Here is a 15,859-nt window from a genome sequence, read left to right as displayed (position 1 = left end):
TTAAAGACGCTCGGGGTGTGGACTTGTAAGTCGGGCTGGCAGCTGGAGTGGACTTCCCAGCACATCTTCCCGCTCACCGCGGCCGCACGGGAAGTCGGACCGGCCGACTTCCCGTGCGGCACCGTTTCGGCCCCGCTAGCATCGGGGGCGTGAACCCGTACTGGCGCGTCGCGCTGCCACCCCTCCGCGCCTGATCGGGCGCCCGCTCCGGTGGCTTGATCCCCGCAGCCCCGCCCAGGGGCTCAGCGGCGCGCGCCCGTTCTCGAAACCTTTCCTCTGACGGTCTTCGACGACGGAAGTTCACGACTGTGCCGAATCGTTTCTCCACGCCTACGCCTACGCCTACGCCTGCGCCCGCGCGCGCCCGCCTGACCCCCATCCCCCGCCGTACCCGCCCGATCGACGGGCCGGTGCCGATCCTCGTCACCGCACTGCTGTGGGGCACCACCGGGACGGCCAGTTCGCTGGCGCCGGGCGGCGCCCCGGCCACCGGCATCGGCGCGGCCGCGCTGGTGCTCGGCGGGCTGCTGCTGTTCCTCACCGACCGCACCGCCTGGTCGCTGCCCCGCCGCTGCCGGACGCGGGAACGGTGGCTGCTGGCGGCCGGGGCCGTCGCCGTGGCGGGGTACCCGCTGACCTTCTACCCGGCCGTACCCCGCGCCGGGGTCGCGGTGGCGACGGTGATCGCGCTCGGCAGCGCGCCGGTCTTCACCGGACTGCTGGCATGGCTCACCCGGCAGGGGCGGCCCGGCGGGCGCTGGGCCGGGGCCACGGCGCTGGCCGTGCTCGGCTGCGCGGTGCTCGTGCTAGGGCCCGAACTCGCCGGTGGCGGGCGGGCGGTGGACCTCCTCGGGGTGCTGCTGGCGACGCTCTCCGGACTCTCGTTCGCGGTGTACTCGCTGATCGCCGGGCGGCTGATCGGGGGCAGTCGGCCGGCCGCCGGGGTGATGGGGGCGATGTTCGGCGGGGCGGCGGTGCTGGTGCTCCCGGTGCTGCTGCTCGGCGACCTCCACTGGCTGGCCTCGGCGCGCGGCGCGGGCGTCGTGCTGCACCTCGGAGTGGTCACCACCTTCCTGGCGTACCGGCTCTACGGCCACGGCCTGCGGCACACCCCGGCCCAGACCGCCACCACCCTGACCCTCGCCGAACCCGCCGTCGCCGCCGTCCTCGGCGTCGCAGCCCTGGGCGAGCGCCTCCAGGCAGCATCCTGGTGCGGCCTCGCCGTCCTCGCTGCCGGCCTCGCCTTCCTCGCCCTCCCCGAACGGCGCTAGACGCACATCTGCACGGGAAGTCGGCCCGGCCGACTCCCGGTGCAGCGGGTGAAACCGGGCCGGGCCCGCCGTCAGTCGATGCGCACGCTGGCACCGAACTCCTGCGTCGTGTGGCCCCCGGGAGGAACGACCGCGATGACCCTTCCGGTGCAGTTCGCGCCGTCGTACACGCGGGCGGGCCCGTCGGTCCTGTTCTCCAGGATCAGCGGAACGATCGGCGCGTTGTAGCAGCCGCTCGGGTTCTTGATGACCTCGCCGGGGGCGAAGACGAGCTCGCCGCGGGCGGCGAAGGCGGTGTTGGGCAGGGTGAGGGCCATGACCCCTGCGGTGGCGAGGGCGCCGAACACGGTCGCGAGACGTCGCACGATGACTCCTGGGGAGTGGGTGATCGGGGCCGGGACGCCCCAGGCCCAAACTCCCCACCCGCCGGAGCACCCGCAATCCCCGCGCGTCGCCCGAGTGACTCGCCTGCGTAGGCCGGCACCGGAAGTCGGCCCGGCCGACTTCCGGTGCAGCGGGGGTGGGTAGGGTGACGGGATCGGGTGATCCGGCGGGGGCCAAGTGGACTGCCGTGCAAGGATCCTGGCGCCCCGCCCGTTGAGGAAGGGGCTTGCGGCGATGTCGGATTCCACCACGGCCGGTCCAATGGAGCTGCTGGCCCGGTACCGGCGGGCGATGCTCGACCTGGATGCGGACGCGCTGGCCGGGCTGTACGCCGAGGACGGGGTGCACGAGTTCCCGTTCCTGTTCCCGGGGATGCCCGCGCGCTACCGGGGGCGGGAGGAGGTCCGGGCCGGGTACCGGGCCGCGTGGGGTGCGAGCGAGGCCCGGCCGCGGGAGGTCCGGGAGGTGGCCGTCCACCCGGGGGCGGACCCCGAGGTGCTCACCGTGGAGCAGCTGGTGATCGGCACGGTCGCCTCCACCGGCGCGGAGTTCGCCCTGCCGGGGCTGCTGGTGCTGCGCGCCCGGGGCGGGCTGCTGGTGCACGTCCGGGACTACATGGACGGCCTCGGCGTCGCCCACGCGATGGGGCGCCTCGGTGCGGTCGCCGCCCGGTTGGAAGCCGGGAGCTAGATGGCGAAGTGGGTGGCGATGCCGTCGAGGACGCAGTCGAGGCCGGTCTCGAAGTGCCAGGCGGGGTCGTCCTTGCGGGTGGCCCGCTGGAGGTACTGCTGGTAGGCGGGGTAGCGGCCGGTGCCCATCAGGTAGGTCATCCGGGGGGCCAGGCCGGCGCGGGTCTCGTCGCCGTCGGACCAGTTGTGGTCGCGGCGCAGGGCGGCCAGGGCGACCTCGGAGGCGACCGAGCCGTGGACGTAGCCGGCCACCGTGCGGAAGATCGCCATGGTGGTGTCGGCGTCCAGGCCGTGCTCGGCGAGGGCGGCGAAGGACCGCTCGGGGACGGCGAGCTGGTGGGGGGTGAGGGAGAACGGGGTGGCCGCCCGGACCATCCAGGGGTGGGCCAGGTTCATCGCGCGCAGGTGGACGGCGAGTGAGCGCATGGCCGCGCGCCAGCCGTCGGCGGGGGCGTCCAGGGGGAGTTGGCCGTAGACGAAGTCGGCCATCAGCTCGATGAGTTCGTCCTTGCCGGAGACGTACCGGTAGGCGGCCATCGGGGCCACGCCGAGCGCGGTGGCGAGCCGGCGCATGGTGACGGCGTCCAGGCCCTCGGCGTCGGCGATGGCGACCGCGGCCTCGGCGATCCGGTGCGGGGTCAGGGTGGTGCGCGGTGCGGCGGCCGGGCGGTCGAGCCGCTCCCAGAGGGAGAGCTGCGGCTTGTCCTGGTCGTCGTCCCCGCTGGGGGCCTGCTGAGCGGGCATGGGGGGCGGGCTCCTTCCGGTGGGAGGGGCCACCGTATCACTCGCGTGTACACCGTATCCGTCTAGTAGACGCCGTACGCATCAGTGTGTACGTTGTATCCATCGCCGATACGGCGTACACATCATCTTGGAGGGGGACCCCCATGTCCACGGAGCAGAACCTCAAGGTCGCGGTCGTGCTCGGCAGCACCCGCGACGGCCGCTTCGGCCCGGTCGTCGCCGACTGGCTGCTCGGCCACCTCGACGCCCGCGGCGGCATGACCGCCGACCTGATCGACCTGGCGGCCACTCCGCTGCCCACCGTGATGCCGTCCTGGGGTGCGGAACTGCCGGAGCAGGAACGTGAGCTGCTCGCCGCGGTGTCGCCCCGGCTGGCGGCCGCCGACGCCTTCGTGTTCGTCACGCCGGAGTACAACCACAGCTTCCCCGCGCCGTTGAAGAACGCCATCGACTGGCACAACCAGCAGTGGCACGGCAAGCCGATCGGCTTCGTCTCGTACGGCGGACTCTCCGGCGGCCTCCGGGCGGTCGAGCAACTGCGCGTGGTGATGGCCGAGTTGAACTCCGTCACGATCCGCAACACGGTCAGCTTCCACGGCGCCGCCCAGGCCTTCGACGCCGACGGGAAGCCGAAGGACCCGGCCGCCGATGCCGCCGCCAAGACCCTGCTCGACCAACTGGACTGGTGGGCGCAGGCGTTGCGGGATGCCCGGCAGGCCCGGCCGTTCACCGCCTGAACCGGACGGGACAGGGGGAACCGCCATGACCACGGAACCGACCGACGACCGCCCCAAGCCGCCGCTGCTCGGCGTGCTCGGGCTGATGCTCGGCATCTTCCTCTCGGCCCTCGACGGGCAGATCATCGGCACCGCGCTGCCCACCATCGTGGGCGACCTCGGCGGACTGGAGCACCTCTCCTGGGCGGTCACCGCCTACCTGCTCACCTCCGCCGCCGCCACCCCGCTGTGGGGCCGGCTCGGCGACCTGTACGGGCGCAAGGGCGCCTACCAGTGGGCGGTGGCGGTCTTCCTGCTCGGCTCGGCACTGTCCGGACTCGCCCAGGACATGGGCGAGTTGATCGCCTTCCGGGCGCTCCAGGGGGTCGGCGCGGGCGGGCTGATGGTCGGCGCGCTCTCGGTGATCGGGGTGCTGGTGCCCGCCACCGACCGGGGCCGGGTGCAGTCGGTGATCGGGGTGCTGATGCCGATCGCCTTCGTCGGCGGGCCGCTGCTCGGCGGCTTCCTCACCGACCGGCTCAGCTGGCGCTGGGCCTTCTACGTCAACCTGCCGGTCGGCCTGTTCGCCCTGGCCGCGGTCGCCCTCGCGGTCCGGCTGCCGAAGGCCGAACGGGTCCGCGTCCCCTTCGACTGGGCCGGGGTCGCCCTGCTGACCACCGGCATCCTCGGACTCACCCTGGTCAGCAGCTGGGGCGGGACGACGTACGCCTGGACCTCGCCGCTGATCCTCGGCACCGGCGTGGTCGCGGTGGTCGCACTGGCCGCCTTCGTGCCGGTCGAACTGCGCGCCCCGGGGCCGCTGATCCCGCCCGCGCTGTTCCGCAGCCGCAACTTCTCGGTGGCCCAGGTGCTGGGCTTCCTGGCCGGTGCGGTGATGCTCGCCCTGATCGGCTACCTGCCGCAGTACCTGCAGTTCGTCCAGGGCGCGACACCGACCACCGGCGGGCTGCTCCTGCTGCCGCTGATGCTCGGCATGATGGGCACCCAGCTGGTCACCGCCCGGCTGATGGGCCGGCCCGGCGGCGAACGGCGCTACCCGGTGCTGGGCGGGGCGCTGACCCTGGCCGGGTCCGTGCTGCTGCTGTTCCTGGGGACGGACACGCCGGTGGCGGTGGCCTCCGGGCTCACGGCGGTCGCCGGGATCGGCATCGGGCTGCTGATGCAGAGCACCATGCTGACCTCGATGGGCGCGGTGCCGCGCCAGGACATGGGGGCGGCGATGGGCGTGGTGACCCTGCTGCGCAGCTTCGGCGGCTCGCTCGGCATGGCCGCCCTCGGCGCGGTCTACACGGCGCGGCTGACCGCTGGCCTGGAGGCGCGGCTGAGCCCGGCCGACGCCGCCCACCTGACCGGCGGCGGAGGGCTCACCCCGGCCACGCTGGCGGGCCTGCCCCCGGCCGTCCGGGACGCCGTCGGCACGGCGGTCACCAGCGGGCTGCACGGCGCGGTGGCCGGCGGCCTCGGCCTGGCGGCGGTGGCGACGGCGGTCGCCCTCCTGGCCCGGCCGAACCCGAACCCGAACCCGGCCGCCGGCCCGGCGTCGCGCCCGAGCCCGAACCCGGCCCCGTCGTCGAGCCCCGAGCCGAGCCCGAGCCCGGCGGTGCGGGCGGCCACGCCGTAGCCCTGCCGCCCGCCGGGGGCGGTAGGGGCCCGAGAAAGCGCGAGCGGCCCGCGGGCGGTACGGGGTTCCGCCCGGGGGCCGCTCGTCAGCGGGCCGCGATCAGCACTCGATGACGTTCACGGCGAGGCCGCCGCGCGAGGTCTCCTTGTACTTGATCTTCATGTCCGCCCCGGTCTCCTTCATCGTCTTGATCGCCTTGTCCAGCGAGACGTGGTGGCGCCCGTCGCCGCGCAGCGCCATCCGGGCCGCGGTGACGGCCTTGACCGAGGCCATGCCGTTGCGCTCGATGCAGGGGATCTGGACCAGGCCGCCGACCGGGTCGCAGGTGAGGCCGAGGTTGTGCTCGATGCCGATCTCGGCGGCGTTCTCGACCTGCTCGGGGCTACCGCCGAGGACCTCGGCGAGGCCGCCCGCGGCCATCGAGCAGGCGGAGCCGACCTCGCCCTGGCAGCCGACCTCGGCGCCGGAGATGGAGGCGTTCTCTTTGAAGAGCATGCCGATGGCGCCGGCCGCGAGCAGGAAGCGGACGATGCCGTCCTCGTCCGCGCCCGGGATGAAGTTCAGGTAGTAGTGCAGGACGGCCGGGATGATGCCCGCCGCGCCGTTGGTCGGGGCGGTGACCACCCGACGGCCGGAGGCGTTCTCCTCGTTGACCGCCATCGCGTAGAGGGTCACCCACTCCATCGCGTTGGCCGGACCGATGCCCTCGGCGCGCAGCGCCCGGGCGCCCGAGGCGGCCCGGCGGCGGACCTTCAGCCCGCCCGGCAGGATGCCCTCGCGGCTCATGCCGGCCCGCACGCACTCCTGCATCACGGACCAGATCTCCAGCAGCCCGGTGCGGATCTCCTCCTCGCTGCGCCAGGCCTTCTCGTTCTCCAGCATCAGGCCGGAGATCGACAGCCCGGTCTCCCGGCTGAGCCGGAGCAGTTCGTCACCGGTGCGGAAGGGGTACTTGAGGGCGGTGTCGTCGGGCTTGACCCGGTCCGCGCCGAGCGCGTCCTCGTCCACGACGAAGCCGCCGCCGACCGAGTAGTAGGTCTTCTCCAGCAGCGTCGAGCCGTCCGCCGCGAACGCCCACAGGGTCATCCCGTTGGCGTGGTACGGCAGCGAGCGGCGCCGGTGCAGGATCACCTGGCTGTCGGGGTCGAAGTCGATGGGGCGCTCGCCGAGCAGGTTGATCCGCTTCTCGGCGGCGATCCGCTCGACGTCCTTGTCCGCCTGGTCGACGTCGACGGTGCGGGGCGAGTTGTTCTCCAGGCCCAGCAGGACGGCCTTCAGGGTGCCGTGGCCGTGGCCGGTGGCGCCCAGCGAGCCGTACAGCTCGGAGCGTACGGCGGTCACCTGCTCCAGCAGGCCTTCGGAGCGCAGGCGGCGGGCGAACATCCGGGCGGCGCGCATCGGGCCGACGGTGTGGGAGCTCGACGGGCCGATGCCGATGGAGAAGAGGTCGAAGACACTGAGGGCCACGGGGGACGTCCTTGTCTGGTCTCGTGGAGGGACTGGGCGGTGCACGGAACGGGGCACCGCGCGCACTTCCAGTGTGCGCGGTGCCCCGGAGTGACAGGTGTCCGGCCGGAGTGAGGCCGGTCACCCGCGGCCGAACTAGAGGTTCGGGTAGAGCGGGTACTTCTCGGCCAGGGCGGTGACCCGGGCCTTGAGCGCGGCGGCGACGGTCTCGTCGAAGGCGGGCTTGAGCGCCTCGGCGATGACGTCGGCGACCTCGCGGAAGTCCTCGGCCCGGAAGCCGCGGGTGGCCAGGGCCGGGGTGCCGATCCGCAGGCCCGAGGTGACCATCGGCGGGCGCGGGTCGTTCGGGACGGCGTTGCGGTTCACCGTGATGCCGACCTCGTGCAGCCGGTCCTCGGCCTGCTGGCCGTCGAGCTGGCTGTTGCGCAGGTCGACCAGGACCAGGTGGACGTCGGTGCCGCCGGACAGCACCGAGGCGCCGGCCTCGGCGACGTCGGCCTGGAGCAGGCGCTCGGCGAGGATCTTGGCGCCCTCCAGGGTGCGCTCCTGGCGCTCCTTGAAGTCCTCCGAGGCGGCGACCTTGAAGGCGACGGCCTTGCCCGCGATCACGTGCTCCAGCGGACCGCCCTGCTGGCCCGGGAAGACCGCCGAGTTGATCTTCTTGGCCCACTCGGCCTTGGACAGGATGACGCCGCCGCGCGGGCCGCCCAGGGTCTTGTGGGTCGTGGTGGTGACCACGTCCGCGTACGGCACCGGGTTCGGGTGCAGGCCCGCGGCCACCAGGCCGGCGAAGTGCGCCATGTCCACCATGAGCAGCGCGCCGACCTCGTCGGCGACCCGGCGGAACGCGGCGAAGTCCAGCTGGCGCGGGTAGGCGGACCAGCCGGCGATGATCAGCTTCGGCTGGTGCTCCTTGGCCAGGCGCTCGACCTCGGCCATGTCGACCTGGCCGGTCTTCTCGTCGACGTGGTAGGCGGCCACGTTGTAGAGCTTGCCGGAGAAGTTGATCTTCATGCCGTGGGTCAGGTGACCGCCGTGGGCCAGGCTCAGGCCCAGGATGGTGTCGCCCGGCTGGATCAGCGCGAACATCGCGGCGGCGTTGGCCTGCGCGCCCGAGTGCGGCTGGACGTTGGCGTGCTCGGCGCCGAACAGGGCCTTCACCCGGTCGATCGCGATCTGCTCGACCACGTCGACGTGCTCGCAACCGCCGTAGTACCGGCGGCCGGGGTAACCCTCGGCGTACTTGTTGGTGAGCACCGAACCCTGGGCCTCCATGACCGCCACCGGGGCGAAGTTCTCGGAGGCGATCATCTCCAGCGTGGTCTGCTGGCGGTGCAGCTCGGCGTCGACCGCGGCGGCGATCTCCGGGTCGAGGGCGTGCAGGGACTGGTTGAGAACCGTCATGGTGTGGTCTTCCCGGGGAGGAGAGCGGAGGGACGGTGGGAGAGCGGGACGGACCGCCGTGCTGCGGCCCGTCCCGGCGGGGCTCAGCCCTCGGCGTGGGTGAGCGCGTCGTACTCGGCGGCGCTGAGCAGCGTGTCGGTGGCCTCCACGCGGACCTTGAACAGCCAGCCGCCCTCGAACGGGGCGCTGTTGACCAGGCTGTTGTCGTCCAGGACGTCCTGGTTGACCTCGGTGACCTCGCCGGTCACCGGGGAGTACAGGTCGCTGACCGACTTGGTCGACTCCAGCTCGCCACAGGTCTCGCCGGCGGTCACCGTGTCGCCGACCTCGGGGAGCTGCACGTAGACGATGTCACCGAGCGCGTCGGCGGCGTGCTTGGTGATGCCGACCGTCGAGACACCGTCCTCGGCGGCGGTCAGCCACTCGTGCTCCTTGGTGTACTGCAGGTGCTGGGGGTTGCTCATGGCGTCATTCTCCAGGATGGGAAGCGGGTACGACGCAGCGGGCCGCCGCACGGACGGCTCCGACGTGCGCCGATGGGAAAACGAGGGGCGGCGACGGCCTCAGCGGGCGCGCTTGTAGAACGGCAGCGCCACGACCTGGACCGGCTCGTGCTTGCCGCGGACGTCCACCGCGACGGTGGAGCCGGGGGCGGCGTGGGCCGCGTCCACGTAGGCCATCGCGATCGGCTTGCCCAGCGTGGGGGACGGCGCGCCCGAGGTGATCCGGCCGATCGGGGCGCCCTCGGTGGAGACCACCGTGTACTCCGCGCGCGGGACCCGCTTGCCCTCGGACACCAGGCCGACCAGCACCTTCGGGGGGTTGGTCTCGGCCGCGGCGGCGGCCTGCTCCAGCGCCCTGCGGCCGACGAACGCGCCCTCGTTGGTGGTCTTGTCGAAGCGCACGACCCGGCCCAGGCCGGCGTCGAACGGGGTCAGGTCGGTGGACAGCTCGTGCCCGTACAGCGGCATGCCCGCCTCCAGGCGCAGCGTGTCGCGGCAGGACAGGCCGCACGGGACCAGGCCGCGGCCCTCGCCGGCGGCGGTCAGCGCCCGCCAGACCGGCTCGGCGTCGGCCGGGGCGCAGAAGATCTCGAAGCCGTCCTCGCCGGTGTAGCCGGTGCGGGCCAGCAGCACCTCCCGGCCGGCCACGGTGGCCGGGAGGATCGCGTAGTACTTGAGGCCGGGCAGGTCGGCGTCGGTGGTCTCGGCCAGGATCGCGGTGGCCTCCGGGCCCTGGACGGCGATCAGCGCGTAGGTGTCGCGGTCGTCGGTGACGACGGCGTCGAAGCCCTTGGCCCGGGCGATCAGCTCGTCCAGCACCAGCTGGGCGTTGGAGGCGTTGGCGACGACCAGGAAGGCGTCCTCGCGCAGCCGGTAGACGATCAGGTCGTCCAGGATGCCGCCGTCCTCGGCGCAGATCATGGTGTAGCGGGCGCGCAGCTCGCCGAGCGCGGAGACGAAGCCGACCAGCGCGTGGTCCAGCATCTCGCCGGCCTGCGGGCCGGTGACGGTGATCTCGCCCATGTGCGAGAGGTCGAACAGACCGGCCTTGGTGCGGACCGCGAGGTGCTCCTCGCGCTCACTGCCGTAACGCAGCGGCATGTCCCAGCCGGCGAAGTCGGTCATGGTCGCGCCGAGGGCGCGGTGCAGCGCGTCGAGCGCGGTCAGGCGGAGGGACGACATGGCCAGGAACTCCTCGGTCGGGGCACTCAGGGGTGCGCGCGCCGGACCGGACCCGCTCGGGGACCGACCCCGCGCGCGGGCATGCGGCGGCGTGGGTCTCCCCATCTGTCGTCGAACCTGAGAGCTTCACCGCCCACCTGCCCGCAGCCGGCACCAGCGTCGGCTGGTTCCAGCATCGGGGACAGGACGGCGGCTTGCACCGTGGGTGGGCGCGCGACCGGGTCGTGCGCCGCTTTCCAGATGTGCCTAACCCGCGCGGTAGGGGGGCCTGAGAGATTCCGGGGAGGACTTGCTCCTTCGGCGCCGGCTGTGCCCCCCGAGGGGCATTCCGGGCTCTCCCGCGCGGGTTCGAGCGGCCGGTGTGGAGTTGTGGGGGCCCGCGGCGCATGCCGTCGGACGCGCACATCATGGCACGTCCTCGCGGAGGAGGGGAGAGGGGACCCGGTCACACCGCGGTCGGGCGGACCCGGGCCCTAAAATCATCGCGTCGGCGCAGCAGTGGGCGGCCGACCCGGCCCTGGGCCGGATCGGCGGCGCATGGAGTACCCGGTGGAGCAGCAGCAGGGGTGGGGCGGGCCGCAGGCGGCGCCGTCGGGCGGCGCGTGGCCCGCGAACGAGCTGGAGCAGGTGCTGACGGCCGCGCTGGGCGACCCGGGGGCGACCCCGCGGGTGATCGAGGTGCTGGCCCGCAGCCAGGTGTGGATCCCGCTGCCGGCCGGGGGCGACCCGGCCGGGCAGTCGCTGGACCTGCCGACCGTCGAGCTGGCCGGGGCCCCGTACGTACCGGTGTTCTCCTCGCAGGAGGTGTTCCTGCAGCAGGCGCCGGGGATGGCCTTCGCCGTCGCGCCGGCCTGGGAGTTCGCCCGCGGGCTGCCGCTGGGCGTGGGCATCGCGGTCAACCCGGAGGCGGCGGTGGGCATCCCGGTGCCCCCGCAGGGCGTGGCGGAGCTGCGCCGCGGCCCCCGGGAGGACCGCTGGGAGCAGCAGCCGGAGGGGCCGACCGGCGGCCGGGTGGCCCTGCGCGAGCCGGTGCCGGGCGAGGACCCGGAGCACTTCCTGGCCGCCTGCCGGGCCGAACTGTCGGCCCTGCCGGGGGTGTTGACCGCGCGCCGGGCGCTGGCCAGCATCGAGGGCGAGCCGACCGTGATGTTCGTGGGCGTGCAGCTCGATCCGGCGGCCCCGGCCGACCCGGGGGCGGTGAACGAGGCGCTCGGCCGAGCCCTGGGAACCGCACCGCTGCCGGGAGGCGTCCACCTCGTGCTGCTCGACCTCGCCGACGACCCGGTGGTCGAGTGGCTGTCGACCCGGGTCATGCCCTTCTACTCGCGGGTGTGAGCGGGGATCCTTCACAGGCACGTCGCCGTGGCGGCGGCCGGTGCCGCGCCATAGGGTGCGTGCAGGCGGCTGACGGGCCGGCGGGTTCAGGAAAGAGGCGCGGCGAGGTGGGCGCATGAGTGCGGGAACGGGAGCGGGCGGGGCGCCGGGGCCCTGGGGCCAGGCACCGGCCGGGCGCCCGGGCGCGGACCCGGGCGGGTTGGAGCAGGCTCTGCGCGAGGTCGCGCCGGAGCGCTTCGACGCGTACGAGCGGCTGCTGCACGCGCTGGCCGACGGCCAGGTCTGGATGCTGCTCTGGCACGGCACGCCGGGCAGCCCGGACGCGCAGTACGGGAACATGGAGATCAGCGGCCACGGCTACGCGCCGGCCGTCACCTCGCCCGAGCAGCTGACGGCCTCCGGCTGGGCGCGGGCCCACGAGGTCATCTCGGGGCGGGAGATCGCCGCCTCGCTGTACCGCACCCGCTGGGGCCTGTGGCTGAACCCGCACGCGCCGGGCGGCGGGGTCGGCGTGCCCTGGGCGGACCTGCGGCGGGTCGCCGCGGGCCTGGACCGGCTGCCGGCCGGTCCGTTGAAGCTGAGCGAGCCGCAGGTCGACGCGCAGCAGTTCTTCGCGCTGCTGGAGCGGCAGGCCGGTGAGGTGCGCGCGGTGCGGGCGCTGCGCCGGGCCAGGGTGCAGCCGGCGGTGGGGGAGCCGTACCTGGCGATCGGCCTGGACCTGTACGAGAGTTCGCCGCCGGCCGTGGAGGCGGTGCGGGCGCTGATGCAGCGCGCGATCGCGGTGGCCCCGGAGGGGCTCGCGGTGTCCACGGTGGCGATGGCGGACGAGTTCGACCCGGTGGCGCTGTGGATGCGCGCCAACGCGCGGCCGTTCTTCGACCGGGAGGCCGGGCGTCCGCAGACCGGCCCGTACCCGCCGGTGCCGCAGCCGTACCCGGGCCAGTCGATGCCCGGCCGGCCGGTACCCGGGCAGTCGATGCCGGGCTACGCGTACGGCACCCAGCCGCCCGCGCCGGGCTGGGGGCAGCCGGCCCAGCCGCAGTGGCCCGGCTACCCCGGGCGCTGATCACCAAACCCGATAACCACAATCTGTCACCCGAAGCCGACTTGATTCACCATCAGGTCGGCTTCGGTGCTTTCCGGACGAATTTCCCCACTCTCCGCAGAGGCAGCTTGACATGGCAGTTACACCCATGTGAAGAGGTATATGCCGAAGATCGGAGGCGTGCATGCAGGCAGATCACAGTTGGGCATCTGTCGGTTGTCAGGGCTGGCGCAAGCCAGTTCGGATGACAGAGAGTTCTGCGCAACGCATCGCGCGTACTGGAAACCCCACGAAGGTGAACGCGCACGCCGACCGCTCGATCCACGCGACGCCCATCCCGCGTGGAGGCATTGCCCGTGCACGACGCACTGCCGCGACCACCTGCTCCTAGCACCTCCGCACGTCCGCAGCCGTACCGCCGAAGCCGGCGCCCGGCACCCGTGGGCCGGCCACCGTCGGCGAGGGGACCAACTGACCATGACCGCACCCATCACTACCGCCGGGAACGAACCCGAGGCGCCCGCCTCCCCGAGCCCGGCCAAGACGATCGAGGGCCGCTCCCTCGGTCGGATCGCCTGGACCCGCTTCAAGCGGGACAAGGCCGCCGTCGCCGGCGGCGTCGTGGTGATCCTGCTGATCCTCCTGGCCGTCCTGTCCGGCCCGATCGAAGCCCTGTTCGGGCTCGACCCCGACCAGCCGAACCCGGACCTGCTGGACGCCAACCTCGGCGGACTCCCGCTCGGGGACTGGGGCGGGATGAGCGGGGACCACCTGCTCGGCATCGACCCGTTGCAGGGCCGTGACCTGCTCTCCCGCGTGGTCGACGGCTCCTGGGTCTCCCTGCTGGTCGCCTTCGGCGCGACCGTGCTCTCCAACACCATCGGCACCGTGCTCGGAGTGATGGCCGGCTACTACGGCGGCTGGGTGGACACCCTGATCAGCCGGCTGATGGACGTCTTCCTGGCGTTCCCGCTGCTGCTGTTCGCCATCGCGATCTCCGCCTCGCTCCAGGGCGGCGCGTTCGGCCTGCACGGCCTGCCGCTGCACATCCTGGTGCTGATCTTCGTGATCGGCTTCTTCAACTGGCCCTACATGGGCCGGATCGTGCGCGGACAGACCCTCTCGCTGCGCGAGCGGGAGTTCGTCCACGCGGCCCGCAGCCTCGGTGCGCGCGGCCCGTTCATCCTGTTCAAGGAACTGCTGCCCAACCTGGTCGGCCCGATCCTGGTCTACTCGACCCTGCTGATCCCGACCAACATCCTCTTCGAGGCCGGGCTGAGCTTCCTCGGCGTCGGCATCCAGCCCCCGCAGGCCTCCTGGGGCGGCATGCTGGCGGACGCGAAGAACTACTACCAGGTCGACCCCCAGTACATGGTGGTCCCCGGTGTCGCGATCTTCATCACCGTGCTCGCGTTCAACCTGCTCGGCGACGGGCTGCGTGACGCCCTCGATCCCAAGAGCAACTGACCCTGCGTCAATGCGCAGGCGCCAGGCCCTCCCTCCTCCACATCCTCAAGGGGTTGATCCCACCCATGCGTAGGTCCCGTACCGTCGCGTTGACCGCCGTGGCCGCTGCCGCGGTCCTGGTCGTCACCGGCTGCTCGTCCAGCCCGAAGAGCGCCAGCGGAAGCTCCAACTCGGCCGACTCCAACGGTGGCGGCGCCGACGCGGCCACCAAGCAGATCGTCAACGCCTCGGACAAGAAGGGCGGGACGGTCACCTACGAGATGAAGGGCACCCCGGACTCCCTCGACCCGGGCAACACCTACTACGCCTACATCTACAACTTCTCGCGCCTGTACGGGCGTCCGCTGACCACCTTCAACCCGGCCGCCGGCGCGGACGGCAACAAGCTGGTCCCGGACCTCGCCGAGTCACTGGGCCAGCCCAGCGCGGACGGCCTGACCTGGACGTACAAGCTGCGCGCCGGCCTCAAGTACGACGACGGCACCCCGATCAGCTCCAAGGACGTCAAGTACGCCGTGGAGCGCTCGAACTTCGCGCCCGAGGTGAACTCCAACGGCCCGACGTACTTCCACGACCTGCTGGTCGACAACCCCACGCCGTACCAGGGTCCGTACAAGGACAAGACCGGCGACCTCAAGTCGATCGAGACGCCGGACGACACCACGATCGTCTTCCACCTGCAGCACCCCTTCGCGGACTTCGACTACCTGGTCAGCGCCCCGCAGACGGTGCCGGTCCCGCAGGCCAAGGACACCGGTGCCGACTACGTGAAGCACGTCGTCTCCTCGGGCACCTACAAGTTCCAGTCCTACGAGGACGGCAAGCAGGCCGTCCTGGTCCCGAACACCAACTGGGACAAGAGCACCGACCCGATCCGCAAGCAGCTCGCGGACAAGATCGTGCTCAAGATGAACATCGACCAGGCCACCATCGACAAGGACCTGCTGGCCGGCAACGCCCAGGTCGACCTGGTCGGCGGCGGCGTCGACCCGCAGACCCAGGCGCAGATCCTGCGCGACCCGAAGCTCAAGGCGAAGACCGACAACGCCTACGGCGGCCGCCTGGTCTACATGGCGATCAACACCAAGGTCGCGCCGTTCGACAACATCGAGTGCCGCAAGGCCGTCCAGTTCGCGGTCGACAAGGTCGCGGTGCAGACCGCGCTCGGCGGCCCGATCCGCGGCCAGGTGGCCAACACCGTGCTCCCGCCGGACATCCCGGGCCACCAGGACTTCAACCTGTTCGAGACCAAGGACAACAAGGGCGACCAGGCCAAGGCCAAGGACGCCCTGAAGGCCTGCGGCAAGGACGGCGGCTTCACCACCGTGCTGTCCGCCCGCACCGAGCGCGCGACCGAGGTCGCCGCGGCCACCGCGATCCAGGCGCAGCTCAAGAACATCGGCATCAACGCCGAGATCCAGCAGTTCCCGCAGGGCAAGTACCTGACCGACTCGGCCGGTGCGCCGCAGTACACCCAGGACCACAACATCGGTCTGATGATGATGCAGTGGGGCGCCGACTGGCCGACCGGCTACGGCTTCCTGCAGCAGATCGTCGACGGCCGCGCGATCAAGGCCTCCGGCAACAGCAACCTGGCCCAGCTGAACGACCCGGCCGTCAACAAGATGCTGGACGACGCCGCGGTCAACCCGGACCGGGCCGCCCGCGAGAAGATCTACGGCGACATCGACAAGAAGGTCATGGAGAACGCGGTGTACGTCCCGCTGACGGACTTCAAGGTCTTCCTGTACCGCCCGGACAGCGCCACCAACCTGGCGTCCACCCCGGCCTTCTCGGGTGAGTACGACTACCTGAACATCGGCACCACCAAGTAAAGAGCCTGGCTCCGCATCCCTGAAGGCAGGTGAAGGCAGCGGCGCCCCCGCCCGCGCGCGACCACCCCCCCCCCCCGCGCGGCCCGGCGCCCGCCCACCCCACCCCCACCACCCCACCACCCCCCACCCGCGAACCCCCCCACCACCCACCCCCCCACCCCCACACCAACAACAC

At 72.5% G+C, this 15,859-nt stretch carries 14 protein-coding genes and 1 riboswitch; of the genes, 8 read left to right on the top strand and 6 right to left on the bottom strand.

Annotated features, from left to right (window positions below; all coding sequences use genetic code 11):
- Positions 1-410 precede the first annotated feature (410 nt).
- The gene (locus ACFWXO_RS03730; RefSeq protein ID WP_380521936.1) at positions 411-1,271 is read left to right on the top strand and encodes a DMT family transporter; all 861 of its coding nucleotides are present in this window, start codon (positions 411-413) and stop codon (positions 1,269-1,271) included.
- A 71-nt stretch (positions 1,272-1,342) separates the two neighbouring features.
- Here the strand turns inward: ACFWXO_RS03730 and ACFWXO_RS03725 are convergent, their stop codons facing one another.
- Positions 1,343-1,636, bottom strand: coding sequence for a hypothetical protein (locus ACFWXO_RS03725; protein WP_375891520.1), 294 nt, complete (start codon positions 1,634-1,636; stop codon positions 1,343-1,345).
- A 280-nt stretch (positions 1,637-1,916) separates the two neighbouring features.
- Between ACFWXO_RS03725 and ACFWXO_RS03720 the strand changes: the two genes are divergently transcribed.
- Entirely contained in the window at positions 1,917-2,345 is a 429-nt protein-coding gene (locus ACFWXO_RS03720) for a nuclear transport factor 2 family protein (protein ID WP_380521934.1), read from the top strand.
- Here the strand turns inward: ACFWXO_RS03720 and ACFWXO_RS03715 are convergent.
- The gene (locus ACFWXO_RS03715) at positions 2,342-3,088 is read right to left on the bottom strand and encodes a TetR/AcrR family transcriptional regulator (RefSeq protein ID WP_380521932.1); all 747 of its coding nucleotides are present in this window, start codon (positions 3,086-3,088) and stop codon (positions 2,342-2,344) included. The two genes, ACFWXO_RS03720 and ACFWXO_RS03715, sit on opposite strands and share 4 nt — an antisense overlap.
- A 143-nt stretch (positions 3,089-3,231) precedes the next feature.
- On the opposite strand from ACFWXO_RS03715, the gene ACFWXO_RS03710 reads away from it, so the two are divergent.
- Together ACFWXO_RS03710 and ACFWXO_RS03705 are read left to right on the top strand one after the other, a co-directional pair.
- Positions 3,232-3,825 (top strand): NADPH-dependent FMN reductase, encoded by a 594-nt coding sequence (locus tag ACFWXO_RS03710; RefSeq protein WP_375891524.1) that lies wholly within the window; start codon positions 3,232-3,234, stop codon positions 3,823-3,825.
- Between the two features lie 25 nt (positions 3,826-3,850).
- Positions 3,851-5,446, top strand: a complete 1,596-nt coding sequence (locus ACFWXO_RS03705; RefSeq protein WP_380521930.1) for an MDR family MFS transporter — start codon at positions 3,851-3,853, stop codon at positions 5,444-5,446.
- A gap of 99 nt (positions 5,447-5,545) precedes the next feature.
- Here the strand turns inward: ACFWXO_RS03705 and ACFWXO_RS03700 are convergent, their stop codons facing one another.
- The 4 genes from ACFWXO_RS03700 to gcvT form a co-directional block, all read right to left on the bottom strand.
- A complete protein-coding gene (locus ACFWXO_RS03700; protein ID WP_380521928.1) occupies positions 5,546-6,913 on the bottom strand; it encodes an L-serine ammonia-lyase in 1,368 nt (455 codons plus the stop codon).
- A gap of 135 nt (positions 6,914-7,048) precedes the next feature.
- On the bottom strand, positions 7,049-8,317 hold the full coding sequence (gene glyA / locus ACFWXO_RS03695; RefSeq protein ID WP_375891527.1) for a serine hydroxymethyltransferase: 1,269 nt from the start codon (positions 8,315-8,317) through the stop codon (positions 7,049-7,051).
- An 83-nt stretch (positions 8,318-8,400) separates the two neighbouring features.
- A complete protein-coding gene (gene gcvH / locus ACFWXO_RS03690; protein ID WP_375891528.1) occupies positions 8,401-8,781 on the bottom strand; it encodes a glycine cleavage system protein GcvH in 381 nt (126 codons plus the stop codon).
- Positions 8,782-8,880: 99 nt separating this feature from the next.
- Positions 8,881-10,002, bottom strand: coding sequence for a glycine cleavage system aminomethyltransferase GcvT (gcvT, locus tag ACFWXO_RS03685; RefSeq protein ID WP_375891529.1), 1,122 nt, complete (start codon positions 10,000-10,002; stop codon positions 8,881-8,883).
- Positions 10,003-10,248: 246 nt separating this feature from the next.
- Positions 10,249-10,353, bottom strand: a riboswitch (glycine riboswitch).
- A 186-nt stretch (positions 10,354-10,539) separates the two neighbouring features.
- On the opposite strand from gcvT, the gene ACFWXO_RS03680 reads away from it, so the two are divergent.
- From ACFWXO_RS03680 to ACFWXO_RS03665, 4 genes are all read left to right on the top strand, one after another.
- Positions 10,540-11,337 carry an enhanced serine sensitivity protein SseB C-terminal domain-containing protein gene (locus ACFWXO_RS03680; RefSeq protein WP_380521926.1) on the top strand — a complete coding sequence of 266 codons (798 nt, stop codon included), beginning with the start codon at positions 10,540-10,542 and terminating at the stop codon, positions 11,335-11,337.
- A gap of 115 nt (positions 11,338-11,452) precedes the next feature.
- The gene (locus ACFWXO_RS03675) at positions 11,453-12,403 is read left to right on the top strand and encodes an enhanced serine sensitivity protein SseB C-terminal domain-containing protein (RefSeq protein WP_380521924.1); all 951 of its coding nucleotides are present in this window, start codon (positions 11,453-11,455) and stop codon (positions 12,401-12,403) included.
- Between the two features lie 456 nt (positions 12,404-12,859).
- The gene (locus ACFWXO_RS03670) at positions 12,860-13,849 is read left to right on the top strand and encodes an ABC transporter permease (RefSeq protein WP_375891532.1); all 990 of its coding nucleotides are present in this window, start codon (positions 12,860-12,862) and stop codon (positions 13,847-13,849) included.
- 65 nt (positions 13,850-13,914) lie between these two features.
- Positions 13,915-15,684: an ABC transporter substrate-binding protein gene (locus ACFWXO_RS03665; RefSeq protein ID WP_375891533.1), complete on the top strand. Its 1,770-nt coding sequence runs from the start codon at positions 13,915-13,917 to the stop codon at positions 15,682-15,684.
- The last annotated feature ends 175 nt before the right edge of the window (positions 15,685-15,859 follow it).

The sequence above is a fragment of the Kitasatospora sp. NPDC059088 genome (genome assembly GCF_042738155.1).
Lineage (GTDB): Bacteria > Actinomycetota > Actinomycetes > Streptomycetales > Streptomycetaceae > Kitasatospora.
The sequence above is the reverse complement of the archived record's forward strand: the minus strand, read 5'-3'. Positions and strand labels throughout refer to the sequence as shown.